22 protein-coding genes and 1 tRNA gene are annotated in these 24,280 nt (G+C 67.2%); 12 read left to right on the top strand and 11 right to left on the bottom strand.

The window, feature by feature from the left end:
- Positions 1–64: 64 nt before the first annotated feature.
- From C1932_RS08795 to C1932_RS08780, 4 genes are read right to left on the bottom strand one after another with little or no spacing between them, the layout of a single operon-like run.
- Positions 65–1,204, bottom strand: coding sequence for a hybrid sensor histidine kinase/response regulator (locus C1932_RS08795; protein ID WP_108752933.1), 1,140 nt, complete (start codon positions 1,202–1,204; stop codon positions 65–67).
- The gene (locus tag C1932_RS08790; RefSeq protein ID WP_108756044.1) at positions 1,201–1,773 is read right to left on the bottom strand and encodes a chemotaxis protein CheB; all 573 of its coding nucleotides are present in this window, start codon (positions 1,771–1,773) and stop codon (positions 1,201–1,203) included. Before C1932_RS08790 ends, C1932_RS08795 begins: the two co-directional genes overlap by 4 nt.
- Positions 1,773–2,597 carry a CheR family methyltransferase gene (locus tag C1932_RS08785; protein ID WP_108749448.1) on the bottom strand — a complete coding sequence of 275 codons (825 nt, stop codon included), beginning with the start codon at positions 2,595–2,597 and terminating at the stop codon, positions 1,773–1,775. Before C1932_RS08785 ends, C1932_RS08790 begins: the two co-directional genes overlap by 1 nt.
- Positions 2,594–5,704 carry a response regulator gene (locus C1932_RS08780; RefSeq protein WP_108761865.1) on the bottom strand — a complete coding sequence of 1,037 codons (3,111 nt, stop codon included), beginning with the start codon at positions 5,702–5,704 and terminating at the stop codon, positions 2,594–2,596. The genes C1932_RS08785 and C1932_RS08780 overlap by 4 nt, the downstream gene beginning before the upstream one ends.
- A 149-nt stretch (positions 5,705–5,853) precedes the next feature.
- Here C1932_RS08780 and C1932_RS08775 point away from each other — a divergent pair, with 149 nt between their 5' ends.
- The gene (locus C1932_RS08775) at positions 5,854–7,014 is read left to right on the top strand and encodes an ATP-binding protein (RefSeq protein ID WP_234412337.1); all 1,161 of its coding nucleotides are present in this window, start codon (positions 5,854–5,856) and stop codon (positions 7,012–7,014) included.
- Entirely contained in the window at positions 7,004–7,363 is a 360-nt protein-coding gene (locus C1932_RS08770; RefSeq protein ID WP_108749445.1) for a response regulator, read from the top strand. The genes C1932_RS08775 and C1932_RS08770 overlap by 11 nt, the downstream gene beginning before the upstream one ends.
- A gap of 248 nt (positions 7,364–7,611) precedes the next feature.
- Here the strand turns inward: C1932_RS08770 and C1932_RS08765 are convergent, their stop codons facing one another.
- Complete coding sequence (locus C1932_RS08765; RefSeq protein WP_108752928.1) at positions 7,612–8,301, bottom strand: MarC family protein; 690 nt, start codon at positions 8,299–8,301, stop codon at positions 7,612–7,614.
- A gap of 299 nt (positions 8,302–8,600) precedes the next feature.
- Here C1932_RS08765 and C1932_RS08760 point away from each other — a divergent pair, with 299 nt between their 5' ends.
- Complete coding sequence (locus C1932_RS08760; RefSeq protein ID WP_159094513.1) at positions 8,601–9,092, top strand: hypothetical protein; 492 nt, start codon at positions 8,601–8,603, stop codon at positions 9,090–9,092.
- 47 nt (positions 9,093–9,139) lie between these two features.
- Here C1932_RS08760 and C1932_RS08755 read toward each other — a convergent pair whose 3' ends face one another.
- Both C1932_RS08755 and C1932_RS08750 read right to left on the bottom strand, forming a co-directional pair.
- The gene (locus tag C1932_RS08755; protein WP_108761862.1) at positions 9,140–9,577 is read right to left on the bottom strand and encodes an acetyltransferase; all 438 of its coding nucleotides are present in this window, start codon (positions 9,575–9,577) and stop codon (positions 9,140–9,142) included.
- Between the two features lie 24 nt (positions 9,578–9,601).
- Positions 9,602–9,678: transfer RNA gene (locus tag C1932_RS08750), tRNA-Arg, on the bottom strand.
- Positions 9,679–9,868: 190 nt separating this feature from the next.
- Here C1932_RS08750 and C1932_RS08745 point away from each other — a divergent pair.
- The 7 genes from C1932_RS08745 to C1932_RS08715 all read left to right on the top strand — a co-directional run bounded on the left by C1932_RS08745 (position 9,869) and on the right by C1932_RS08715 (position 17,055).
- On the top strand, positions 9,869–11,401 hold the full coding sequence (locus C1932_RS08745) for an aldehyde dehydrogenase family protein (RefSeq protein WP_108752925.1): 1,533 nt from the start codon (positions 9,869–9,871) through the stop codon (positions 11,399–11,401).
- A 17-nt stretch (positions 11,402–11,418) separates the two neighbouring features.
- Positions 11,419–12,204, top strand: a complete 786-nt coding sequence (locus tag C1932_RS08740) for an SDR family oxidoreductase (protein WP_108763400.1) — start codon at positions 11,419–11,421, stop codon at positions 12,202–12,204.
- A gap of 783 nt (positions 12,205–12,987) precedes the next feature.
- Positions 12,988–13,272: a DUF4190 domain-containing protein gene (locus tag C1932_RS08735; protein WP_108761861.1), complete on the top strand. Its 285-nt coding sequence runs from the start codon at positions 12,988–12,990 to the stop codon at positions 13,270–13,272.
- Positions 13,273–13,277: 5 nt separating this feature from the next.
- Positions 13,278–14,048 (top strand): class I SAM-dependent methyltransferase, encoded by a 771-nt coding sequence (locus C1932_RS08730; protein WP_108761860.1) that lies wholly within the window; start codon positions 13,278–13,280, stop codon positions 14,046–14,048.
- Between the two features lie 9 nt (positions 14,049–14,057).
- Positions 14,058–15,113, top strand: coding sequence for a quinone-dependent dihydroorotate dehydrogenase (locus C1932_RS08725; protein WP_108761859.1), 1,056 nt, complete (start codon positions 14,058–14,060; stop codon positions 15,111–15,113).
- Positions 15,110–16,159, top strand: coding sequence for a UDP-N-acetylmuramate dehydrogenase (gene murB, locus C1932_RS08720; protein ID WP_108761858.1), 1,050 nt, complete (start codon positions 15,110–15,112; stop codon positions 16,157–16,159). Before C1932_RS08725 ends, murB begins: the two co-directional genes overlap by 4 nt.
- Positions 16,160–16,191: 32 nt before the next feature.
- The gene (locus C1932_RS08715; RefSeq protein ID WP_108763399.1) at positions 16,192–17,055 is read left to right on the top strand and encodes a DMT family transporter; all 864 of its coding nucleotides are present in this window, start codon (positions 16,192–16,194) and stop codon (positions 17,053–17,055) included.
- 113 nt (positions 17,056–17,168) lie between these two features.
- Here the strand turns inward: C1932_RS08715 and C1932_RS08710 are convergent, their stop codons facing one another.
- Together C1932_RS08710 and C1932_RS08705 are read right to left on the bottom strand one after the other, a co-directional pair.
- On the bottom strand, positions 17,169–18,188 hold the full coding sequence (locus C1932_RS08710; protein WP_108763398.1) for an aminoglycoside phosphotransferase family protein: 1,020 nt from the start codon (positions 18,186–18,188) through the stop codon (positions 17,169–17,171).
- 110 nt (positions 18,189–18,298) lie between these two features.
- Positions 18,299–18,910 (bottom strand): TetR/AcrR family transcriptional regulator, encoded by a 612-nt coding sequence (locus C1932_RS08705; RefSeq protein ID WP_108761857.1) that lies wholly within the window; start codon positions 18,908–18,910, stop codon positions 18,299–18,301.
- A gap of 103 nt (positions 18,911–19,013) precedes the next feature.
- On the opposite strand from C1932_RS08705, the gene C1932_RS08700 reads away from it, so the two are divergent.
- The gene (locus C1932_RS08700; protein WP_108761856.1) at positions 19,014–20,087 is read left to right on the top strand and encodes an MBL fold metallo-hydrolase; all 1,074 of its coding nucleotides are present in this window, start codon (positions 19,014–19,016) and stop codon (positions 20,085–20,087) included.
- A 38-nt stretch (positions 20,088–20,125) separates the two neighbouring features.
- Here the strand turns inward: C1932_RS08700 and C1932_RS08695 are convergent, their stop codons facing one another.
- Together C1932_RS08695 and C1932_RS08690 are read right to left on the bottom strand one after the other, a co-directional pair.
- Positions 20,126–20,617 carry a DNA-binding protein gene (locus C1932_RS08695; RefSeq protein WP_108761855.1) on the bottom strand — a complete coding sequence of 164 codons (492 nt, stop codon included), beginning with the start codon at positions 20,615–20,617 and terminating at the stop codon, positions 20,126–20,128.
- 30 nt (positions 20,618–20,647) lie between these two features.
- On the bottom strand, positions 20,648–20,890 hold the full coding sequence (locus C1932_RS08690; RefSeq protein ID WP_108761854.1) for a hypothetical protein: 243 nt from the start codon (positions 20,888–20,890) through the stop codon (positions 20,648–20,650).
- Between the two features lie 261 nt (positions 20,891–21,151).
- Between C1932_RS08690 and C1932_RS08685 the strand changes: the two genes are divergently transcribed.
- On the top strand, positions 21,152–24,271 hold the full coding sequence (locus C1932_RS08685; protein WP_108761853.1) for a discoidin domain-containing protein: 3,120 nt from the start codon (positions 21,152–21,154) through the stop codon (positions 24,269–24,271).
- The last annotated feature ends 9 nt before the right edge of the window (positions 24,272–24,280 follow it).

Here is a 24,280-nt window from a genome sequence, read left to right as displayed (position 1 = left end):
AGGCGCCCACCGTAGCAGTTGCGGACGGATGCGTCTCAATCGCCGCCGGAACTTGCTGAAGAATTCAGGAAACGGCGATGGCGCGTCCATCCACGCGACGCGGCAGGATCGCTTCGAACACCACCTGCCCTGCCTCGTTGCGTGCGGTCAATCGTCCGTGATGCGCGCGCACGAACTGGTCGGCGATGTACAAGCCCAGCCCCAGCCCCTTGCTGGGATGGAAGCTGGCCTTGAACGGTTCGAACAGGCGCGGCAGCAGCGCCGCATCGATCTGCCCCGCATTGCGCACGCGCAGGGTGACCGTATGTGCATCGCGGCCATCGACCTGCACCTGCACCGCCGAATCACCGCCATGGGTCAACGCGTTGCCGACCAGGTTCGCCGCGATCTGGCCCAGCCGATCCAGGTCGCCCTGCAGCCCGCTGTCGCCATCCTGTTCGAACTGCAGCCGGGCGCTGCCATGCGCGCTGCCGGCCTCGGCCAGCACGGCACGGGTCACCTCGGCCAGGTCGCACGCCGCCGCATCCATGCGCAGGCCGCCGGTGCGGATGCGCGAGAAGTCCAGCAGCTGTTCCACCATGCGCGCCATGCGCACCGTACTGGCCTCCAGATGCTTCAGCGTCTGCTGCGCTGAAGCGTTGTCAGCCGGCAGCTCCAGGCTCAGCTTGTCCGCGCACAGCAGGATGGCCGACAACGGCGTGCGCAGGTCGTGGGTCAACACGGCCGCCATGGTCTCGTTGAGCTTCAGCGCCCGCTCCAGCGCCTCGTTGCGGGCCTTCAGCAACTGGCGTTGCTGGTAGAGCTCGATGAACACGCTCACCTTGCTCAGGATCACCTGCGGCGCCACCGGCTTGTGCAGGAAATCCACCGCGCCGCTTTCATAGCCCTTGAACGCGCGCACCGGGTCGTCGGGCGAGGCGGTCAGGAAGATGATCGGCACATCGCGGCTGCGCTGCGAACCCCGCATCAGCTCGGCCAGGGTGAACCCGTCGATCTCGGGCATGTGCACGTCCAGCAGCGCCAGCGCCACTTCGTGCTCCAGCAGCAGTTCCAGCGCCTGTGCACCGGAACCGGCCAGCAGCAGGTTCACCCCGTCGCGGCGCAGCAGCGCCTGCATGGCCACCAGGTTCTGCGGCACGTCATCGACGATCAGCAGGTTGACCGGGGACTGCGTCGGGGCAGGCTCGGGCGGCAGCAGGTTCATGCGAAAACTTCCTTCAGGCGACAGCACAATGTTTCAAGGGACAGCACGGCGTCGGCGCCGGCGTGCTGCAGGGCGGAGGCCGGCATCATCGATGCTTCGGCCTCCTCGGGGCATTGCAGCCAGGCGCGGCCACCGGCGCTGCGCACCGCGGCCACGCCTTCGCTGCCATCACTGCTGGCCCCGGTCAGCAGTACTGCCAGCACACCCGCACCGAACACCGCCGCGGCAGATTCGAACAGCGGATCGATGGCCGGCCGCGAGAACAGCACCGGCTCGTCCATCGACAGCGCCACCGCCTGGGTGTCTTCCACCAGCAGGTGGTAGTCCGGCGGCGCGAACGTCACCGTGCCCGGCTGCAGCGGCTGCTTGTCCTCGGCCTCGCGCAGGGCCACCACGCAGTACGGCGCCAGCACTTCGGCAATGCGGCTGCTGCGGTCACGCGGCAGATGCAGCACCACCAGCACCGGCACCGGCAGGCTGGCCGGCAGCGCGCCCAGCAGCTGCTGCAACGCCGCCACGCCACCTGCCGAAGCACCCACCACCACCAGCGCCGGACGCGGCTCGGCCATCAGGCCACCTTCCGGTACAGGCGATGCTCGCGCGAGCAGACTTCGAACGCGCCATGGTGGATGCCAAACTGCAGCGATTCCTTGCTGCCCAGGCCCAGGAAACCCCGGTGCACCAGCGCTTCGCGGAACAGCCCGACCGCACGGTCCTGCAGATCGCGGTTGAAATAGATCAGCACATTGCGGCAGGACACCAGGTGTACTTCGGAAAACACCGTGTCGGTGGCCAGGCTGTGGTCGGCAAACACCACGTTGCGGCGCAGCTGGCGATCAAACACCGCGCCATCGTAGGCGGTGGCGTAGTAATCAGACAGTGAACCGGTGCCACCGGCGGCCAGGTAATTGCGGCTGAACTGCGCCAGGCGGTCGATGCCATAGGCACCGGCCTCGGCAGTGGCCAGTGCCTCCGGGTTGATATCGGTGGCGTAGACGATGCTGCGCTCGAGCAGGCCTTCCTCATGCAGCAGGATCGCCAGCGACCACACCTCCTCGCCCGTGCTGCAACCGGCCACCCACAGCTTCACTGACGGCCAGGTGCGCAGCACCGGCACCACCTGCTCGCGCAGTTCGCGGAAATAGGCCGGGTCACGGAACATTTCCGAGACCTGCACGGTGAAGAACTGCATGGCCTGGGCGAACAGCTCCGGCTCGTGCAGCAGGCGGTGCTGCAGGTCCACCAGGCGCTCGCACTCATAGCGCTGCATGGCCTGGCGCACCCGCCGCCGCAGCGACGAGATGGCGTAGCTGCGGAAGTCGTAGTGGTAGCGCTGGTACAACGCTTCCAGCAGCACCTTCAGTTCCAGGTCGAACAGCGCCTGTTCGTTCATTGCCGCGAGCACCACACACGGCACAGCGACACCAGCTTGTCCACGTCGATGGGCTTGGCGATGTAATCATTCGCGCCGGCCTGCAGGCAGCGCTCGCGGTCATCGGGCATGGCCTTGGCGGTCAGCGCAATGATCGGCAGGTCCTGCAGGTGCCGCTGCGCGCGGATCTCGCGCATGGCGGTCAAGCCATCCTTCTCCGGCATCATGATGTCCATCAGCACCAGATCGACCTCGCGCTGGGCCAGGCGGTCCACCGCTTCCTGGCCGTTGCGGGCGATTTCCAGGCTCACACCCAGCGGTTCCAGCACGCTGGACAGGGCGAAGATGTTGCGCACATCGTCTTCGGCCAGCAGCACGGTGCGCCCGTCCAGCACGGTGTCACGGCGGCGTGCCTCGCGCAGCAGGCGCTGCTGGTCACTGGGCAGGCTCGCTTCCACGCTGTGCAGGAACAGGGTCACTTCATCGAGCAGGCGCTCGGGTGAACGCGCGCCCTTGATGATGATGCTCTTGGAATAGCGGCGCAGGCGCTGTTCGTCTTCGCGGCTGAGCGCGCGGCCGGTGTAGACGATCACCGGCGGGAAGCCGACGTCATCGTTGCCGGCCATGTGCTCCAGCAGGTCGTAGCCGCTGCCGTCGGGCAGTGCCAGGTCCATCACCATGCAATCGAAGGTGACCGTGCTCAGCTGCTGCAGCGCCTCGGCCTGGGTGCCCACGGCCACGATCTGCAGCTGGTCGCGGCCCAGCAGCAGTTCCAGGTTGTGGCGCAGGTCGCTGTCGTCTTCCACGATCAGCAGGCGGCGCACATCGCGCTGGCTGGTCTGTTCCAGCTGCTCGATGGCCGCCACCAGGCGTTCGCGGGTGGTCGGCTTGATCGCAAACCCGATCGCGCCCAGTTCGCGTGCCACCTGGCTGCGATCCATCGCCGACACCACATGCACCGGAATATGGCGGGTGTCGGGATTGCGCTTCAGTCGTTCCAACACGCTCAGGCCGGATACATCGGGCAGGCCGATGTCCAGCAGGATGCCATTGGGGCGCAGCTCGACGGCCAGTGCCAGCGCTTCTTCGGCCGTGGTGGCCACCACGCAGTCGAAGTCCAATTCATGGGCCAGCGCCACCAGCGCTTCGGCGAAGGTGGCATCGTCTTCCACCGCCAGGATCAGGCGGCCGCCGTGGCGGCGCTGGCCACGATCATCGGCCACGGTGCGCACCGGCGCGGCAGCGCCATGGGCCACCCCCAGCTGCGGCGCGGGCGCATGCACCGCAGCCGGCGCTGCAGCAATGGGCGCAACTTCAGCCGGCGCGTGCGGTACCGATTCGGCCACGGCCGGGGCGCCCTGCAGCGGCAGTTCCAGGATGAAGCAGCTGCCCCGCCCCGGTTCGCTGTCCACCTGGATATCGCCGCCCATGCGTTCGGCCAGGTCACGCGAGATCGACAGACCCAGGCCCGTGCCACCGTAACGGCGGCGGGTGCTGCCATCGGCCTGGCGGAACGCCTCGAAGATGGCCTGCAACTGGTCGCGGGCGATGCCGATGCCACTGTCGGCCACTTCGAAACGCACCCGGCCATTGCCGCCGGCGCGCACGTGCAGGCTGACCTTGCCGTGCTCGGTGAACTTCAGCGCATTGGCCAGCAGATTCTTCAGGATCTGCTGCAGGCGCTGGCTGTCGGCCACCAGCTGCGTCGGTGCCAGCGCGTCGGCTTCGATCTGCAGGGCCAGGCCCTTCTGCCGGGCCATCGGCTCGAACGTTTCACGCAGGCGCTGCAGCACGCTGTCCACCACCACTACTTCGTCGGCCAGCTCGACATGGCCGGCTTCGATGCGCGACAGATCCAGGATGTCGTTGATCAGCGCCAGCAGATCGTTGTTGGACGACAGGATGGCGCGTGCGTACTTCACCTGCTCCTCGGTCAGCGTGCCGTCCTTGTTGTCGGCCAGCAGCTTGGCCAGGATCAGTGAGCTGTTCAGCGGCGTGCGCAGCTCGTGCGACATGTTGGCCAGGAATTCGGACTTGTAGCGCGAGGTGGCGGCCAGCTCGTTGCTGTTGCGCACCAGCTGCCCCTGCGCGACCAGCAACGCCTGCTTCTGCGCTTCCAGTTCGTGGGTGCGCTCTTCCAGCTGCACGTTGCTCTGTTCCAGCTCGGCCTGCTGCTGCTCCAGGTGGCCCTGCGACTGCATCAGGCTGCGGCTCTGCTCTTCCAGCTCTTCGTTGGCCACGCGCAGTTCTTCCTGCTGCGCCTGCAGTTCCTCGCCCTGGCGCTGCGATTCCTCCAGCAGCACCACCAGCTGCGCGCGCAGCAACGAGGCGCGCAGGGCCATGCCGATGGTTTCGCCACAGCGCTGCAGCAGTTCGGTGTCCAGCGCGGCCTGCTGGCCCGGGCTGGCGCGGCCCAGTTCGATCACGCCCACCAGGCTGCCATCGCTGCTGATCGGCGCCAGAATGCGCTCGCGCACGGCAATGCGGCCCAGGCTGGACTGAAGCTCCAGCGCCTGCGCATCGCCACCACTGAGGTGCAGCACCCGGCCATCGCGGGCCACCTGGCCGAGCAGGCCTTCCTGCAGGCCCACGGCGCTGGCAATGCCGGTGGGCAGGGCCACGCCGCCGGTCAACTGCAGGCGGCCGCCTTCCAGGCGGTACAGCGCGCCCACCTGGGCCTGCAGCTGCACGGCCAGGCTGGACATGGCGGCCTCGGCAATCTGTTCCGGGCCCGGGTCGCCGCGCAGGCTCAGGGCCACCGCGTTCTCGGCTTCCTGCAGCCACAGCGCGCGCATGGCCTGACGCCGGGCCTCGATGGCGCGCGACACGATCAGCGCGATCATCAGGAAGGCCACGCCGCCAATACTGCGGTTCACGAACGAGAATGCCGAGTTGCTGCTGGCCGGCGCAACGTTGTAGCCGATGGCCAGCAACCCGCAGGCGATCACCGCCACCATGAACGGCACCCGCGCACTGCGCTGGAAAACGGTCACGCCCACGGCCATGAAGTAGGCCAGCCAGACCGCGTAGCCCAGCGGCACCACCAGTTCCATGGCGGCAGTTGCCGCAAGTAGCACGGCTGAAGCCGTCCAGACCCAGCGGTCACGCGTGGTTGCACCAGGACGCATGCAGGTGGTTTCCAGTCGACAAAAGGGGGATGAGGATACCCCGTGTCGCATTCAGCCGCATACGACAAATGGCACACGCCGCGCCTGCACATATCCTTCACGCTGCGCTGCCTAGGGTCTGCGCCCTTACAGGGGCTTTTTCTATTGACGTGGTCGCTGCCGCATTCACGGATTCCGCACTGACGGATCCCTCACGACAATTGCGATTGCTGATTGACAGCGTGCATGACCATGCGCTGTACCTGCTCGATCCCGATGGCATCATCTGCAGCTGGAACCCGGGCGCGCAGCGCATCAAGGGGTTCCTGGCCAAGGAAGTGGTGGGCACCCATTTCGGCCGCTTCTACCTGGCCAAGGACCGCGACGCCGGTGAACCGCAGCGCCTGCTGCAGCTGGCTGCGCGCGATGGGCACCATGCCAGCGAGGGCTGGCGGCTGCGCAAGGACGGCTCCTCGTTCCGCGCCAGCATCGTGATCGAACCGGTGGTCGAACAGGGCCAGCTGCTGGGCTTCGTCAAGATCACCCGCGACATCACCGAGAGCTGGCAGGCCCAGCGCCTGCTGCGTGATGCCCAGCGCGCGCTGCGCCAGACCCAGCAGTTCGAGACCGTGGGCCGGCTCAGCCGCGGTTTGTCGCATGAATTCAACAACCTGCTGACCACCATCGGCAACGCCATCGACCTGGTCTCGCTGCGTGTGGGCCAGGACCCGCGCGCACAGGAGCTGCTGGCCAGCGCCCAGGCGGCCACCGACCGTGGTGCCCTGCTGACCCGCCAGCTGCTGGCGTTCAGTTCCGGGCAGACGCTGGTACGCGACCGGGTGGACATCAATGCCTTGATCGGCGGTCAGTTGGACGCCCTGCGGCGCAGCTGCCCGCCCGGCATCGGCCTGGACACGTCCATGACCCTGGACCTGCCGCCGCTGTGCCTGGACCGGGCGCAGCTGGAAACCGCGCTGGCCAACCTGGTGGCCAACGCCGCCGAAGCCACCCCGCCCGGCGGCCGGGTGCGGGTGGCCACCGCGCTGGAACGGCGCCTGGACCCCGACGCCGACGGGCACGTGGAGCGCGCATACGTTACCCTGCGTGTCCACGACGAGGGCCGTGGCATGGCGCCGGAGATCGCCGAGCGCGCCAGCGAGCCCTTCTTCACCACCAAGGACATCGGCAAAGGCAGCGGCCTGGGCCTGAGCCAGGTGTTCGGTTTCACCACCCAGAGCGGCGGTTTCGTCGACGTGGCCACCACCCCCGGTGTTGGCACGACGGTCAGCCTGCTGCTTCCTGCAATAGAGGACTCCACCCATGACCGATGACCCGATCCGCGTATTGATGGTGGAGGACCAGACCGATCTGCGCGAAATGATCGGCCTGGCCCTGCGCGATTTCGGCATCGACGTGGAAACCACCGCCGACGGTCACGAAGCGGTGGCGCTGCTGCAGAGCGGCACCCGTTTCGACGTGGTGTTCAGCGATATCAGCATGCCCAACGGCATGTCGGGCATCGAACTGAGCGAGCACGTGGCCCGCGACCAGCCGCACGCGCGCATGATCCTGTCCTCCGGCTACGCGCGCTCACAGCTGCCGCCGCTGCCCGACCAGGTCGAGTTCCTGCCCAAGCCCTACCGCCTGCGCCAGCTGGTGGAGCTGCTGCAACAGCACTGATCCCGCACCGCCCCGGTACCGGCGTACGATCCAACACCACTGAACCCGCTTCGGTAGAGTCGAGCTTGCTCGACTGCTCCTGCCCGTGCCCTTCGTAGAGTCGAGCTTGCTCGACTGCTCCTGCCCGTGCCCTCGACTGCTCCTGGCTCCTGCCCCATCCGTCGAGCAAGCTCGACGCTACAAAAGCGCCTCGCGTCGCTCCGGCGTGCGGCCGACGGTCCGGCGACCTCCGTCGAGCAAGCCCGACGCTACGCCGCGCCGGCAAACGTCTCGTGATTGAGGTCCACCCACCCCGTCCACATCAGCTGTATGCCAATGCACAGCAGCACGAACGCCACCAGCTGCTGCATCACCACCGCACCGGTCGGGCCCAGCCGCGTAACCAGAAAAATGGAATTGCGCAGGATCAGATAGATCACGCCCACCACCAGCAGCGCCCCACCCACCGCCACGATCACACCCGACAGCAGGTGCAGCGGCGTCACCGATTCCACGTGCGTACCTAGGGTGATGCACGCGGCAATGGTTCCCGGACCGGTGGTCAACGGGAACGTCAGCGGAAAGAAACTCTTGCCTTCCAGTTGCGCATCGGCAATCGCCTCGGCCTGCTCCTGCGCCGGGCTGGGCGGGTCGTCAGTACGCGCACCCAGCATGCGCCAACCGGCAGCGGCCACCAGCAAGCCGCCACCGATACGCACCACCGGCAGGGAGATGCCGAACAACGACAACACATAGGTGCCGACCAGCATCGCCAGCACGATCACCACGAAACTGTTCACCGCGATCTGCCGCGCCAGCTTCTTGGCCATGGCGCGGCGGTTGCCCACCGTGGAAACGAAGATCGACGCCGTGCTGAGCGGATTGATGATCGGCAGCAGGGTGACCGGCACCAGGATCAGTTCACCGGCCAGGGTGACAAGCAGGGTGGGCAACTGCACGGGCGCCTCCGTGGGGCTGGGCGGTTACCAGCGCAGGAACAGGGTGACACCGAAGATGATCAGCACCACGACCAGCACCAGCCACAGGCCATGGCGCTGTCTCCAGGTGGGCTTGGGCGTACCGGGGGTATTCATGTCGGAAATCCTTGCGTGGTGGGGATGACCGCAGGGTGCTGGACGCCGTGTGCAGTGGGCGTGGAGACGGGTTGGGTACTTCAGAATGGGTAGGATTGAACGGCCGCACCGAGTCATATAGCTTTCAGGCTCAGCTGTCCCCTGAGGGTACATTCGTGAGCGGCATGAATCTGCTTGGATTGCTGTTGATGCTCGGCCAGGACGCATCGCCGCCGACTGCTGCCGACGTTTCCCAGAAAGAGATTGCCGTCGCCGCCGCCGAAGCGGTTGAATCAGCGAAGATATATGCCAACTGTGCGGGCTGGTGGGATTTCCTGGCCACGCACGAGCGGGACGCCGGGCGACCCGCGTCCGCCGAGCAGTTCAAGAACCTGGGAAATGGCGCACAGACTGCGGCGTTGTGGCTGCATGGCCAAGCATATGCTCTCACCGCGACCAAGCCTGCCCGCTACAAGACGTGGTTACCCCTGGTTGCGCCTTTACGGGAGGGCGCGGCCATCAGAGCCGCGGCCATGGCCGAACATGGGAAAATCGACCTGGTGCGATCTGAGCTGCAGCGATGTGAAACCTTGCTGGAGAGCCAGCAGCGCGCCATCGACAGCATTCGCAATGACACTGTCCAACAGGAACTGGATGCCGCCGGTGCGGGCGACTAGTCCGGGGCCGTTGCGCAACGAGGCGGGTGCCCGGGCTTTCTGCTGGATTAACCGTCGTAACGCAGGTGGATCAAGGGATACGGACGGCCTTGCGAGTCACACGGTGAACGGCCGGTCTCGATGAACCCCATCCGCAGGTAAAACCCAACAGCCTGCGCGTTCTGCTCGTTTACATCGGTCGTCAGGTGCTTGTGCGCAGACAATCCATGCAGCAACAGCTGTCGTCCAATGCCGGTGCCACGGACATCAGGATCGATGAACAACGCTTCCATATGGGAGCCGTCGATCAGCATGAAGCCGTACGGCCGATCATTCTGATCAACCGCCACCGTCATCGGCGCTTGCGGCAGGAAAGCGGCGACCTCGTCATCAATCGCCAGCCGGTCCTCGGTACGGAGGAAGCCGTGGGTCGCTTCAACCGAGCGACGCCACAGATCCACCAAGGCTGCGCCATCGTCGGCGCGCGAGGAACGCAGAGTGTACATAGCCTGCTCAAGGTGCTTCGAATCTGGTGACCCCGGCCCGATTCGAACGGGCGACCTTCCCCTTAGGAGGGGGACGCTCTATCCAGCTGAGCTACGGGGCCATGCAGCCGCCAAGTTTACAGGCAAGCCCTCGGCCCTCCAAGCATTCATGTTTCCCCTCCCCGCTCCCAGCCCGCTGGCGCGCCGCACCATGGGCATCCGGGCGGCTCTGCTACCATCGGCGGTTCAGTCCGCTGCATCCCCCACCTGCCCGCGGCGGCGCCAACAACGTAACGAAATACAGGAGTCTGCATGTCTTCCGAGCTGCTCAAATCCCTTGGCCTGGACGCGATCAACGCCGGCACCTACCTGGGCAACGGGGAATGGTCCAACGCCAATGGCGGTGAGCTGATCACCCCGGTGAACCCGACCACCGGCGAGGCCATCGCGCAGGTGCGCGCCACCACCGAATCCGAGTACGAAATCGTCATCGCCCGTGCGCAGGAAGCCTTCAAGGTCTGGCGCACCACCCCGGCCCCGCGCCGTGGCGAGGCCGTGCGCCTGTGCGGCGAAGCGCTGCGCAAGCACAAGGACGCGCTGGGTTCGCTGGTCGCGCTGGAAATGGGCAAGAGCAAGCCCGAAGGCGACGGCGAAGTGCAGGAGATGATCGACATCGCCGATTTCGCCGTGGGCCAGAGCCGCATGCTGTACGGCTACACCATGCATTCCGAGCGCCCCGGCCACCGCATGTACGAGCAGTACCACCCGCTGGGCCTGGTCGGCATCATCTCGGCCTTCAACTTCCCGGTGGCGGTGTGGAGCTGGAACGCCTTCCTGGCCGCCATCTGCGGTGATATCTGCATCTGGAAGCCGTCCAACAAGACCCCGCTGACCGCCATCGCCTCCATGCGCATCTGCAACGAAGCGCTGCGCGAAGCCGGCTTCCCGGACATCTTCTTCCTGGTCAACGACGCCGGCACCGCCCTGTCCGAAACCCTGGTGGACGACCGCCGCGTGCCGCTGATCAGCTTCACCGGCTCCACCCAGGTCGGCCGCACCGTGAATGAAAAGGTAGCCCGCCGCCTCGGCCGCTGCCTGCTGGAACTGGGCGGCAACAACGCCATCATCCTGGACGAAACCGCCGATCTGAAGCTGGCCGTGCCGGGCATCGTGTTCGGTGCGGTCGGTACCGCCGGCCAGCGCTGCACCACCACCCGCCGCCTGATCGTGCACCGCTCGATCTACGCCGATGTGCTGGCCACGCTGGTGAAGGCCTACAAGCAGGTGGAAGGCAAGATCGGCGACCCGACAGATGCCGCCAACCTGATGGGCCCGCTGAACAGCGAAGGCGCCGTGCAGCAGTTCCTGGATGCCATCGCCCAGGCCAAGGCCGCCGGCGGCACCATTGAAACCGGTGGCACCCGCATCGACCGCGCCGGCAACTTCGTGCTTCCGGCCATCGTGTCGGGCCTGAAGAACAGCGACGCGGTGGTGCAGCACGAAACCTTCGCGCCCATCCTGTATGTCATGCCGTACGACAACATCGATGAAGCCATCGACATGCAGAACGGCGTGCCGCAGGGCCTGTCCTCGTCCATCTTCACCGCCAACCTGAAGACCGCCGAGAAGTTCCTGTCGGCCGCCGGCAGCGACTGCGGCATCGCCAACATCAACATCGGCACGTCCGGTGCGGAAATCGGCGGCGCCTTCGGTGGCGAGAAGGACACCGGCGGTGGCCGCGAATCCGGTTCGGATGCGTGGAAGGTCTACATGCGCCGCCAGACCAACACCATCAACTACTCCGATTCGCTGCCGCTGGCCCAGGGCATCAAGTTCGATCTGTGATGGCAAGCGAGCTGGCCATGGCCCAGGGTCGGATCCCCGCAGGGGCTCCGACCCTCGACCTCACCGGCCGCCGGGTGCTGATCGCCGGCGGCAGCAAGGGCATTGGCCGTGAACTGGCGCTGGCCTTTGCCGGCGCCGGTGCGCAGGTGTCGGTCTGCGCGCGTGGCCAGGCCGGCCTGGACGCCCTGCAGGCCGACGCCCAGACCCAAGGCACGCCGCTGCACACCGCGTCGGTCGATCTGGCCGACCTCGACCAGATCGACGCTTGGCTGCACGGCGCCGCCGACGCACTGGGCGGCATCGACGTGCTGGTGAACAACGCCACCGGCTACGGCATGGCCGACGATGAAGACGGCTGGGCAGCCAGCGTGCAGATCGACCTGATGGCCGCGGTGCGTGCCTCGCGGCTGGCCCAGCCGTGGCTGCGCGCCTCGGCAGATGCGTGCATCCTGAACCTGTCGTCCATTGCCGCGCAGCAACCGCGCCCCGGTGGCGCGCCGTATGCCGCGGCCAAGGCCGCGCTTTCGCACTACACCACCTCGCAGGCCCTGGCGCTGGCCCCGCACCGCATCCGCGTGAACGCCATCGCCCCCGGCTCGATCGAGTTCGCCGACGGCCTGTGGGATCGCCGCCGCGTGGAAGACCCCGCGCTGTACCACGGCACCCTGGCGAAGATCCCATTCGGCCGCTTCGGCCACCCGCAGGAAATCGCCAACGCCGCCCTGTTCCTGTGCTCGCCGCTGGCACGCTGGATCACCGGCCACGTGCTCAACGTCGATGGCGGCCAGGTGTTGATGGGCTGACCCGGCCCCGCCGGTGGGCGTCCCTGCCCCCGGTAGCTGCCAACCTTGGTTGGCAGTCCCGCCCCTGGTAGCTGCCAACCTTGGTTGGCAGTCCTGCTCTGGTAGCTGCCAACCTTGGTTGGCAGTCCTGCCCTGGTAGCTGCCAACCTTGGTTGGCAGTCCTGCCCTGGTAGCTGCCAACCTTGGTTGGCAGTCCTGCCCTGGTAGCTGCCAACCTTGGTTGGCAGTCCTGCCCTGGTAGCTGCCAACCTTGGTTGGCAGTCCTGCCCTGGTAGCTGCCAACCTTGGTTGGCAGTCCTGCCCTGGTAGCTGCCAACCTTGGTTGGCAGTCCTGCCCTGGTAGCTGCCAACCTTGGTTGGCAGTCCTGCCCTGGTAGCTGCCAACCTTGGTTGGCGATTCGCGTCGACCAAGGTCGACGCCTACCAGAGCAATCCCCGCCCCCGGTAGCTGCCAACCTTGGTTGGCGATCCGCGTCGACCAAGGTCGACGCCTACCAGAGCGATCCCCGCCCCCGGTAGCTGCCAACCTTGGTTGGCGATTCGCGTCGACCAAGGTCGACGCCTACCAGAGCGATCCCCCGCCCCCGGTAGCTGCCAACCTCGGTTGGCGATTCGCGTCGACCAAGGTCGACGCCTACCAGAGCAATCCCCGCCCCCGGTAGCTGCCAACCTCGGTTGGCGATCCGCGTCGACCAAGGTCGACGCCTACCAGAGCGATCCCCCCGCCCTTGGGCTTGGCCACCCGCAGGCACTATCATGTGCACACTGCCAAGGAGGACCCCGATGAGCGTGGCACCCCGACAGACCAGCACCGTGGCCGTACTCAGCCTGGTGCTGGGCATTGCAGGCTGGACCGTACTGCCGTTCGTGGCCAGCATCGTGGCCATCATTACCGGGCACATGGCCCGCGCCGAAATCCGCCGCCGCCCCACCGATCTGGACGGCGATGGTCTGGCCCTGACCGGGCTGATCCTGGGCTGGTTGAACGTGGGCATGGTGCTGCTGGGCATCCTGGCCTTCATCGCTTTCTTCGGCGGCCTGGCCTGGCTGGCCGCCATGTCGAACTGACCGCCATGAGCGCTTCTGACAGCACCGAACGCTTCAGCAGCCGGGTGGCCGACTACGTGCGCTACCGGCCCGACTACCCCGCCGCCCTGATCGACTGGCTGCATGGCCCGATGGCCGTGCACACCACGGCCCTGGTGGCCGACATCGGCGCCGGCACCGGCATCTCCAGCCGCCAGTTCCTGGCCGCCGGCCACCCGCTGGTGGCGGTGGAACCCAATGCCGCCATGCGCGCCGCCGCGCAGCAGTGGCTGGCGCCGCAGTACCCGCAGTTCCGCGCCGTCGATGGCCGTGCCGAAGCCACCGGCCTGGCTGATGCCAGCGTGGATCTGGTGTCTGCCGCCCAGGCATTCCACTGGTTCGACACCGTGGCCGTGCGCGCCGAGTGGCAGCGCATCCTGCGCCCCGGCGGCCTGGCCCTGGTGTACTGGAACTCGCGTCTGCTCGACGCCAGCCCGTTCCTGGTCGGCTACGAGCAACTGCTGCTGGACTTCGGCACCGACTACACCGCCGTGGCCGAGCGCTACCAGGACGATGCCACCATGCAGGCCTGGTTCGGCCCCGGCCTGCGTGGCTGGGTGCAGTTGCCCAACGTGCAGCACCTGGACCTGGACGCCCTGCGCGGCCGCCTGCTGTCGTCCTCGTACGCGCCGCAGGCCGGGCACCCGCGCCACGATGCCATGCTGGCCGCACTGCAGGACCTGTTCGCCGCCCACGCCGTGGATGGCCAGGTCGCCTTTGAATATCAAACCCGAGCCTTCCTCGGCACGCTGGACTGAAACCACCGCATGTATTCGCTTGCCCGCCCCTTCCTGTTCTCGCTCGACGCCGAGCGCGCCCACGGCCTCGGCCTGTCCGCCCTGGACCTGGCCTACCGCACCGGCACCACGCCGCTGCTGGCCGCACGCATCGCGCCGATGCCCAGCACGGTGTTCGGGCTGACCTTCCCCAATCCGGTCGGCCTGGCCGCCGGCCTGGACAAGAATGGCGAGCACATCGATGCGCTGTTCGCGCTCGGTTTTGGCTTCGTGGAAATCGGCACCATCACCCCGCGCCCGCAGGAAGGCAATCCGAAGCCGCGCCTGTTCCGCCTGCCCGCCCACAGCGCCATCATCAACCGCATGGGCTTCAACAATGCCGGCGTGGATGCGCTGGTGCGCAACGTGGAACGCGCGCGTGACCGCCGCGGCCTGCTCGGCATCAACATCGGCAAGAACAAGGACACCCCCAACGAACAGGCGGCCAACGATTACATCACCTGCCTGGACAAGGTGTATGCGCTGGCCGACTACATCACGGTGAACATCTCTTCGCCCAACACCGCCGGGCTGCGCGAGCTGCAGGAAGAAACCGCGCTGCGCCAGCTGGTGGCACAGCTGCGCGATCGCCAGGAGGCGCTGGCCGCGCAGCATGGGCGCCGCGTGCCGATGCTGGTGAAGGTGGCACCGGACCTGAGCGAGCGCGACATCGATGCCGCCGCACGCGTGCTGGGCGAACTGCAGGTGGACGGGGTGATCGCTACCAACACCACCATCGACCGCAGCCGCGTGGCCGGCGATCCGCTGGCCAACGAGGCCGGCGGCCTGTCCGGTGCGCCGGTGCTGGACCAGTCCACCCTGGTGCTGCGCCGCCTGCGCGCGCGCCTGCCCGAATCCATTCCGCTGGTCGGCGTGGGCGGCATTCTGTCCGGCGCCGATGCGGTGGCCAAGATGGCCGCCGGTGCGTCGCTGGTGCAGTGCTACAGCGGCCTGATCTACAAGGGCCCGGCCCTGGTGGCCGACTGCGTGGAAGCGATCCGTCGCCGCCGCGAGGCGCCCAGCCGTGGCGCGGTGGCACCACTGTGAGCACCGCACCCTTGCGCTGGACCCTGACCGAAAACGCGCCGCTGCAGGCGCTGAACACCTTCCATGTGCAGGCCACGGCAGCGCAGCTTCTGGAACTGCACGACCCGGCCCTGCTGCCCGATGTGCTGGCCCTGCCCAGCGTTGCCGGCGGCCCGCTGTTGGTGCTGGGCAGTGGCAGCAACGTGCTGATCGCCGACGATCTGTCCGGCACCGTGCTGGTGTTCGGCAACCGCGATATCAGCTTCCTGGAACACCGCGCCGACCACGCGGTCATCCGCGCCGGTGCCGGTGTGCCCTGGCACGGCCTGGTGATGTGGTCGCTGCAGAATGGCCTGTCCGGGCTGGAAAACCTGGCGCTGATTCCCGGCACCGCCGGTGCCGCCCCGATCCAGAACATCGGTGCCTACGGCGCGCAGGTGGGCGAATTCATCCAGGCCGTGGAAGCCTGGGATTGCCAGGACCAGGCCTGGGTGCGGCTGGACAACGAACAGTGCGGCTTCGGCTACCGCGACAGCGTGTTCAAGCAGCAGGCCGATCGCTACCTGATCACCGCCATCGAACTGAAGCTGCCGCTGCTGCACGATCTGCGCATGGATTACGCCGGCATCCGCGAGGAACTGCAGGCACAGGGCGTGGAACTGCCCAGCGCGGTGGACGTGGCCAACGCGGTCATCGCCATCCGCCGCCGCAAGCTGCCCGACCCCGATGTGCTGGGCAATGCCGGCAGCTTCTTCAAGAACCCGGTGCTGCCGCTGGAACAGACCGAGGTGCTGCTGCAGCACTTCCCCGAGCTTCCGGTGTTCCCGGCCGAGCGCGAGGACCAGCGCAAGGTGTCGGCGGCGTGGATGATCGACGCCTGCGGCTGGAAGGGCTTCCGCGAAGGCGATGCCGGCGTGGCCGCCAGCCACGCACTGGTGCTGGTGAACCACGGCAATGCCAGCGGCGCCGAACTGCTGGCCCTGGCCCGTCGTATTTCCGCCTCGGTGCTGGAAAAGTTCGGCGTGCCCATTGAACCGGAACCGCGCCTGCTCGGCGCCCAGTGGTGAACACCGCCGTGCAGGGCCCGGCCGCCGCCCCGTTGCGGGCGGCACTGCTGATGCTGGGCAGCACCCTGGCGTTCGGGCTGATGGCCGTAGCGATCCGCTACGCCACCCACTACGTGCCCACCCAGGAAGTAGCCTTCTTCCGTAATGCCTTCGGCCTGCTGGCGCTGCTGCCCATGCTGCTGCGCCCGGGCCGTGCGCCGCTGAAGACCCAGCAACTGCCGCGCTATTTCCTGCGCAGTGCCATCGGCCTGGCCTCGATGCTGTGCGCGTTCTGGGCGCTGGGCCATCTGCCGCTGGCGCAGGCGGTATCGCTGTCCTATTCCACGCCGCTGTTCGTCACCATTGCCGCGGTGCTGTGGCTGGGCGAGATCGTGCGCGTGCGCCGCTGGGCGGCGGTGGTGATCGGCTTCATCGGCGTACTGGTGATCGTGCGGCCCGGCACCGCCGGCTTTTCCGCAGGCAGCCTGGTGGCCGTCGCTGCCGCCCTGCTCAGCTCGCTGGTGGCCATCCAGATCAAGCAGCTCACCCGCGTGGACAGCGCCGATACGGTGGTGCTCTACGCCTACGTGTTCTGGGTGCCGCTGTCGCTGGTACCGGCCTTGTTCGTGTGGGTGTGGCCCACTGGCATGGCCTGGGTGTGGCTGGTGGCCACCGGCGTGATGGGCACCGTGGGCCAGCTGCTGTGGACCCGCGCGCTACGCCTGGGCGAAGTCTCGGCACTCACTCCGATCAGCTTCCTGCAGCTGCCCTTGGTGACCCTGTGCGGCTGGCTGCTGTTTGGCGAAACCATCGACCGCTGGACCCTGATCGGCGCCGGCATCATCCTGGCCGCCAACGCCTACATCGCCCACCGCGAAGCCGTACTGGCCCGCCGCGCCCGCACCACCGCCCCGTAAAGTCGAGCTTGCTCGACTGCTCTTTGTAGAGTCGAGCCATGCTCGACTGAATTGCCGAACGCAGTCGAGCATGGCTCGACTCTACAAGACACGGCAGTCGAGCAAGCTCGACTCTACAGAACGCAGCACGCTACCCGGTACGCGCGCTCTGCCGCATCCACCACATTCCCCGGCGCGAACTGCTCGCCCAGGAAATGCAGCGCCTGCCGCCGCTGCTGCACCGCACGTCCCTGCGCCTGCGCCCCCAGCAGCATCTGCTGGAACTCGATCAGGTCCTGCAGCACGCGCACATGCCGGTACCAGGCAATCCATCGCGCATCGCCCAGATCGTCCCCATAGCCTTCCACGAAACCCGGCGGGCGCTCACGCCCCCAGCGCCCGCCCACCGCGCCGCCCACGAACATCAGGTCACGCTCGCGCGGGGCCAGCGCCAGGCCATCCCAGTCGATCAGATGCAGTCGGCCAGCCGTATCCATCAACAGATTGCCGGCATGCAGATCGGAATGGCACACCCGCAGTTCTGCACGCTGGTCCTGTAGGCCCTGCTGAAGGTCCTCGGCGCGTGCATGCAGCTGCGCAATGCGCGCACGCTGCTGCTGCCACAGCGCCAGGAACGCCTCGCCCCAGCGATCCGTGGCCGTCGGCAGCGCACCGGGCTGCTGCAGCCACTGCCCCACCGACCCCAGCGCGTCGGTATCCAGCGCAACCTGCGGCAGCGCGCTCGCCATCGCTTCCGGCAGGCGCGCCTGGTGCAGGCAACGCAGCACGCGGCCCAGCTGCTGCCACTGCGCCGAGCTCAGCGGCGCCTCGAAACCCGATTGCCCTTCAATATAGGGAAACAGCGTGAACTGCAGGCCCCAGCGCTGTGCCGACGCGGCACCGGCCAGCGTGGGCCACGGCGCCACGATCTCCTCGATGCCCAGCGTGCCGCGCAACCAGTGCAGGCTGTCCCACACTGCCGGGTTCACCTGGTAACGGCGGCACTTCAGCCACCACTGCGCGTTACGCGCATCAATGCGGTACACCGCCGCATGGGCATCGGCGCCCACCGCGCGCGACACCACCGCCGTGGGCGTGATGCCATAGGACTGCTGCAGGACTTCCCCGATCTGCGGCGCCGTTGCAAGTGACATGAACACCCGACTGCGTGGAGGGCGCGCCCACTATCGCAGACACGCTTTACAGCGCGCAGGCAAACCGGTCACATCTTTGGCCAGCTGCGACAAAACAGCGCAGCGTCAGGTCACTTCGCGTAGTGCCCCAGGAACATCGCCACGGCCGATTCGGCCACCCGCGTACGCTCGGCGGCGGCCAGCGGCGGCTGCCCCAGCGTCACCTGCGGCCAGAACGCAAAGCCCTTCACCAGGCCCTGCAACTGCTGGTCGGCGAATTCCGGATCGACCTCGCGCAGACGGCCATCGGCCACCGCCGCGCGCACCCACGCACTCACCCCGCCCTCTTTTTCGCCCATGCGGCAGACGATGGCCTGCGCGCGTTCGGGCGAATGGATGATCTCGGCCATCGCCACCCGTGCCAGGTCAATGAAGTTAGGGTCGCCCAGCAGCTCCAGCTTCTTGGCCAGCAACTGCAGCAACTGCGCCTGCAGCGGCTGGTCGGCGCGGTACGGCACGTCCACGCTGGCCACGCTGCTTTCCCACAGTTCTTCCAGGATCAGCGCGAACAACTCTTCCTTGCTGGGGAAATGGTTGTAGACCGTGCGCTTGGAAACGCCGGCCGCCGCCGCGATGCGGTCCATGCTGGTCGCCTCGTAGCCCGCCGCGCGGAACTCTTCCACCGCCGCGCGCACGATGGCTTCGCGTTTGCGGTCGGTCAGGCGTTGCGGGGCTCGGGACATGGCGTTACCAGGAATCTGAACGGATGCCGTCATTTTACACCGCCCAGTGTACTTGCCTGAAATCGGAAACTACACTGTGCAGTATACCTAGCGGACGTCCCCGATGAAGCGCCTGCTCCTTGTCCTCCTGCTTGGAACCCTTGCCGTGACCGCCTACACGTTCTGCAAATCCTGGTCCCTGCCCGACTTCCCCGACTCGCCGCAGTACCGCGACGGCAAGTTCCGCAACGTCCTGCCCAAGCCGGCCATGGGCCTGCGCGATGGTCTGGAAATCTGGTGGACCTTCCTGTTCAACAAGCCCAAGGGCACCGTGCCCACGCAGCCTATTCCGGTGCAGCCGCTGGACCGCGCCACGCTGGACGCCGCGCCCGATCGCAGCCTGTTCCGCCTGGGCCATTCCACCCTCCTGCTGAAGCTGCGCGGCCAGTTCTGGCTGACCGATCCGGTGTTCTCTGAACGCGCCTCGCCGGTGCAGTGGATGGGCCCGGCGCGCTTCCACGCACCGCCCATCAGCATCGACGATCTGCCGCCGATCGCCGGGGTCATCCTGTCGCACAACCACTACGACCACCTGGACCATGCCGCCGTGCTGGCGCTGGCTGGCAAGACCACGCGCTTCATCGCGCCGCTGGGCGTGGGCGACCAGCTGATCGCCTGGGGCATCGATGCGGCCAAGGTGGAACAGCTGGACTGGTGGCAGAGCACCAGCGCCGGCGGCCTGCGCCTGACCGCCACCCCGGGCCAGCATTTTTCCGGCCGCGGCCTGGGCGACAGCGACCGCAGCCTGTGGGCGTCGTGGGTCATCCAGGATGACGACTTCCGCATCTTCTTCAGCGGCGACACCGGCTACTTCGATGGCTTCAAGGCCATTGGTGAAAAGTACGGCCCGTTCGATCTGACCATGATCGAGACCGGCGCCTACGACGAACGCTGGGCCTTCGTACACATGCAGCCCGAACAGACCCTGCAGGCGCACCTGGATCTGCGCGGCAAGTGGCTGCTGCCGATCCACAACGGCACCTTCGACCTGGCCCTGCACGACTGGCAGCAGCCGTTCGAACGCATCACCGCCCTGGCCGCTGCCCACAACGTCCCCGTCGCCACCCCGATCATGGGCGAAGCCCTGGACATGCAGGCCCCCACGCCCGGCACCCGCTGGTGGGAATCCCCCCGATAACCCCGGCCGGTAGGTGCCAACCTTGGTTGGCACGCCTTCTACCGCCGCCGTTGCTGCTCCTTGTCCACGTTTACCTGGGCCGCCGCGGCAGCCAGTTCCAGCAGTTCTCTGCTGACCTTCTGGCTACCGCGCGCCTGCAGCCACGCAAGAATGTCAGCCAAGTGCCAGATGGATGCGCTGCCTTCATGCACGGGTGCAGGGAAGGTGTGCGGGTGTGACAGCAGCAATTTGCGCATGTTCTGCCGCGACATGCCCAGCAGATCTGCCACATCGGTCAGCCCCACCAGATCGGGGCTGACTTCAATCAGCTCAGCACCCGGCACCGCGGCCCGTACATTGGCAAGTGCCGATGAGACGGCGTCCTGAGCGCTGGCGGCCTGTCGGCAGAACTCAAGCGCCAACCGACCTGGTCGGCCGATGCCCAACAATGCATCGTCGCAACCCGCTTCAGCCAGTTGCCGCTCCAACTCGCCGGCATCTGCACCAGCATCAGGCAGACGGAATTTCAGAATGAAGGTGAACTCGGTCATGGATACAACCCTTCGGGGCAGGCAGGTGCGTCATTGCTCACGGATGCAGTTCTCCACAACACGGCGCAGCGCCCTGGCGTGGTTCGCGGGATTGCGCGGCGTGCTCCAGATGCTGACGACACAGAATTCGCCGCAGCGGCACTCCTTGTCGTTGTAGGGGCAGTAAATCCTCCCCCACGCATGGCTGCCACCGATACGTAAGCACCAACCACGCTCTTCCGCAAAACGCAGCGCGGCCTCAATGTCTTTGTCTGGCTGGCGCGAACGGGGCATTCCTTTCCCTCGGAGTCTGGAGTCAGCCGGATGGGTTGTCAAGTGACAACCCACTCTGTGTGCGAACACCGCGATCAACCGTACGCGTTATCCAGTACCGATCCAGAGGCACCCGCGACACAGCGATAGGTGCCAACCTTGGTTGGCACGCCGTCCCTACGCTGACCCGCCCACATACTGCGATGCGTCATGTAACCGCTTACATGCCTTGCTAGCGTAGCCCTGCCCGTTCCCGGGCCGTGCTCATGTGAGGCCTTCGCAATGACGCTCTGCGCCGACCGCTGCACAACTTCCCCGCCGCACCGACGCCTCGCCCAGGCACTGCTGCTGCCCACCCTCGCACTGGCGGCAGCGGTCAGCGCACAGAACCTGCCACCGCGCGCGCAATGGCAGGCCAGCGCCTCATCGCAGCAGGTTCCGGCGATGGCGATCAGCCACCTGATCGACAACGATCCGAAGACGGTGACCGGTGGCGCGTTCAGCCCCGGCCATTGGTTCCAGATCGATCTGGGTAAACCGGCAATGCTGGCAGGCGCGCGCCTCACCTGGGATGTCTCCAACCCCGAAGCCTATTCGCTGCAGACCTCGCTCGATGGCACCCACTGGCAGACGGCGTACGTCATGGCCGATTCGCTGGGCGGCATCGAGACCCTGTACTTTGCGCCCCGCCAGGCCCGCTACCTGCGCCTGGCCAGCCCGCAGCGCACGTCCGACTGGGGTGTGTCCATCTTCGAAATGGAACCGCTCGACACCGCGCTCAGCGCACGGGTGCCCGGGCTGAAGGCCACCCAATCCGCTGCGCTGTGGCAGGGCGGCGGCACGGTTGCCCTACCCGCCGGCAAGGACGGCAGCCACACGCTCGACATCATCCTGCCCCGCGCCCAGCCCAGCACCGGGCTGGCGGTGGACTGGGCCAGCGTGCACGGCGCCGCACGGCTGCAGGCACAGGACGCGCAAGGTCGCTGGCACGAGCTGGCGCGCGATGCGCAGGCCGCCACGCGCCAGCAGAGTTGGCTGGCGGCAGATGCACCACTCGACCTGCAGGCGCTGCGGCTGACCGTGCAAGGCGATGCGCCGCAGGTCAAACGCATCCGCCTGCTCGGCCCGAAGGCCGTGATGACACCGATGAAGCGCTACCAGATCGCTGCCAGCGGCGCGCAGCGCGCATTGTTCCCTACCTCGCTGCACATGCAGCAGACATATTGGACGGCCGTGGGAGTGCACGCGGGCCGTCAGAAATCCATCTTCGACGAGTACGGCAACATCGAGGCCTTCAAGGGTGCGCCGCTGGTTCAACCGATCTGGCGCAGCGCCGATGGCCGCGCCGCCGGCGCCGCAGGACACCCGGTGCAGCACGCCCTTCGCGATGGCTGGAAGCCGATGCCATCGGCCACCTGGTCGCCGCAGCCGGGGCTGGAACTGCGCAGCGAGGCCTTCGCCATCGAGCGCGACGGTCAGCCGGTCACCTTCGTGCGCCATCGTCTGCACAACACCGGCACTACAGCGATCGAAGGCACGCTGAGCCTGGCCGTGCGACCGATGCAGATGAACCCACCGTGGCAGAACGGCGGGCTGTCGCCGATCCGCGAGGTGGCCGTTGCAGGCAACGCCGTGCGCGTGAACGGCCGAACCCTGCTGCACTCACTCACCTCGATCGACGCCGCAGGCAGCGCGCCGTTCGGCAACGAAGGCGAAACCGAAATCACCGCGGCCATCGCCAGCGGACAGCTGCCAGCAGCGAAGCAGGCCAGCGATGCGGCCGGGCTGGCCGCGGCGGCGTTAAGCTATCGCATCCGCCTGGCCCCCGGTGCCAGCGAAGCCGTCGTGGTGGCCTTCCCGCTGGGCACCGCCAACGCTGATGCCAATGGCGTGCTGCCGCAGGCACCGCCCCTGGACCTGGCATCGCTGCCACGCGACGGCAGCACGGCCTTCGACACGCTGGCCAGCCGCGCCTCCAACGATTGGCAGGCACGGCTGGGCCAGGTCGGCCTGCGCCTGCCCGATCCTTCGCTGGTGGACATGCTGCGCGCGCAGGCCGCTTACATGCTGATCAACCAGACCGGTCCGGCCATGCAGCCCGGCCCACGCAACTACAACCGTTCCTTCATCCGCGATGGCATGGCGACCTCGGCCGTGCTGCTGCGCATGGGCGAAGCCAAGGTCGCGCGCGACTACCTGGCCTGGTACAGCGAACACGGCGTGCATGACAACGGCCTGGTGTCCCCCATCCTCAACGACGATGGCAGCGTGAATACCGGCTTCGGCTCGGACATCGAGTACGACAGCCAGGGCCAGTACATCACCCTTGTCGCCGACGTCGCACGGCTGGATGGTGGGCCGGAAAGCGTGCGCGCCTATCTGCCCAAGGTGAAGGCCGCGCTGCGTTTCCTGCAGGAACTGCGCGAACGCACTCTGGTGCCGGGCTACATGGCCGACCAGCCGTCGCCGGAGCGCTTCGCCGGCATTCTGGCGCCGTCGATCAGCCACGAAGGCTACCCCTCACCCACCCACAGTTACTGGGACGACTACTGGGGCCTGAAGGGCTGGCATGATGGTGCGTGGCTGGCCGAATCGCTGGGCGACCATGAAACCGCAACGTGGGCGCGCGAACAGTACAAGGCGCTGTATGACGCACTGCATGCCTCTATCCGCGCGACCATGGAATGGAAGGGCATCGACTTCATTCCGTCCTCGGCAGACCTCGGCGACGGCGACCCGACCGGTGTGTCGATCGCACTGGATCCCACCGGCGCGCAGAGCGTGCTGCCCGCCGAGGCCCTGCGCACCACCTTCGCCCGCTACCTGGACGATGTGCGCAAGCGTAACCAGCCCGGCGCGCTGTATGCCTACACGCCGTACGAGATCCGCAACGTACTGAGCTACGTACACCTGGGCCAGCCTGAAGCAGCCGACGAACTGCTGCAGGGCCTGCTGCGCGATCGCCGGCCGCTGCAATGGCAGGTGCTGGCAGAAGTGGTGCATTCCCGGCTGCGCTTCCCGCGCTACCTGGGCGACATGCCGCACACCTGGATCGGCGCCGAATACGGCCGCACCCTGTTCGGCATGCTGATGCGCGAAGACGACGACGCGCTGTCGCTGCTGCCGGGGGCGCCCCCTTCCTGGGTAGCGGGTGAAGGCCTGGCCGTGGACCGCCTGCCCACCGCCTACGGCACGCTGCAGATGCAGGCCCGCCAGCGCGATGGCACCTTGCGGGTCACGCTGGGCCAGGGCCTGCGCAAGGACACCGCCGTGCGTGTGTGGTGGCCCAGCCGCACCCTGCCGAAGGACGTGCGCGTGGATGGGCGACCGGTCAGTGACTTCAATGCTGAGGGTGTGCGTCTGCCTGAACCGTTCAAGACGCTTGAAGCGCGCTGGCCGTGACCCGGGTCG

It is taken from the genome of Stenotrophomonas sp. YAU14D1_LEIMI4_1 (genome assembly GCF_003086815.1).
GTDB lineage: Bacteria > Pseudomonadota > Gammaproteobacteria > Xanthomonadales > Xanthomonadaceae > Stenotrophomonas.
The sequence above is the reverse complement of the archived record's forward strand: the minus strand, read 5'-3'. Positions and strand labels throughout refer to the sequence as shown.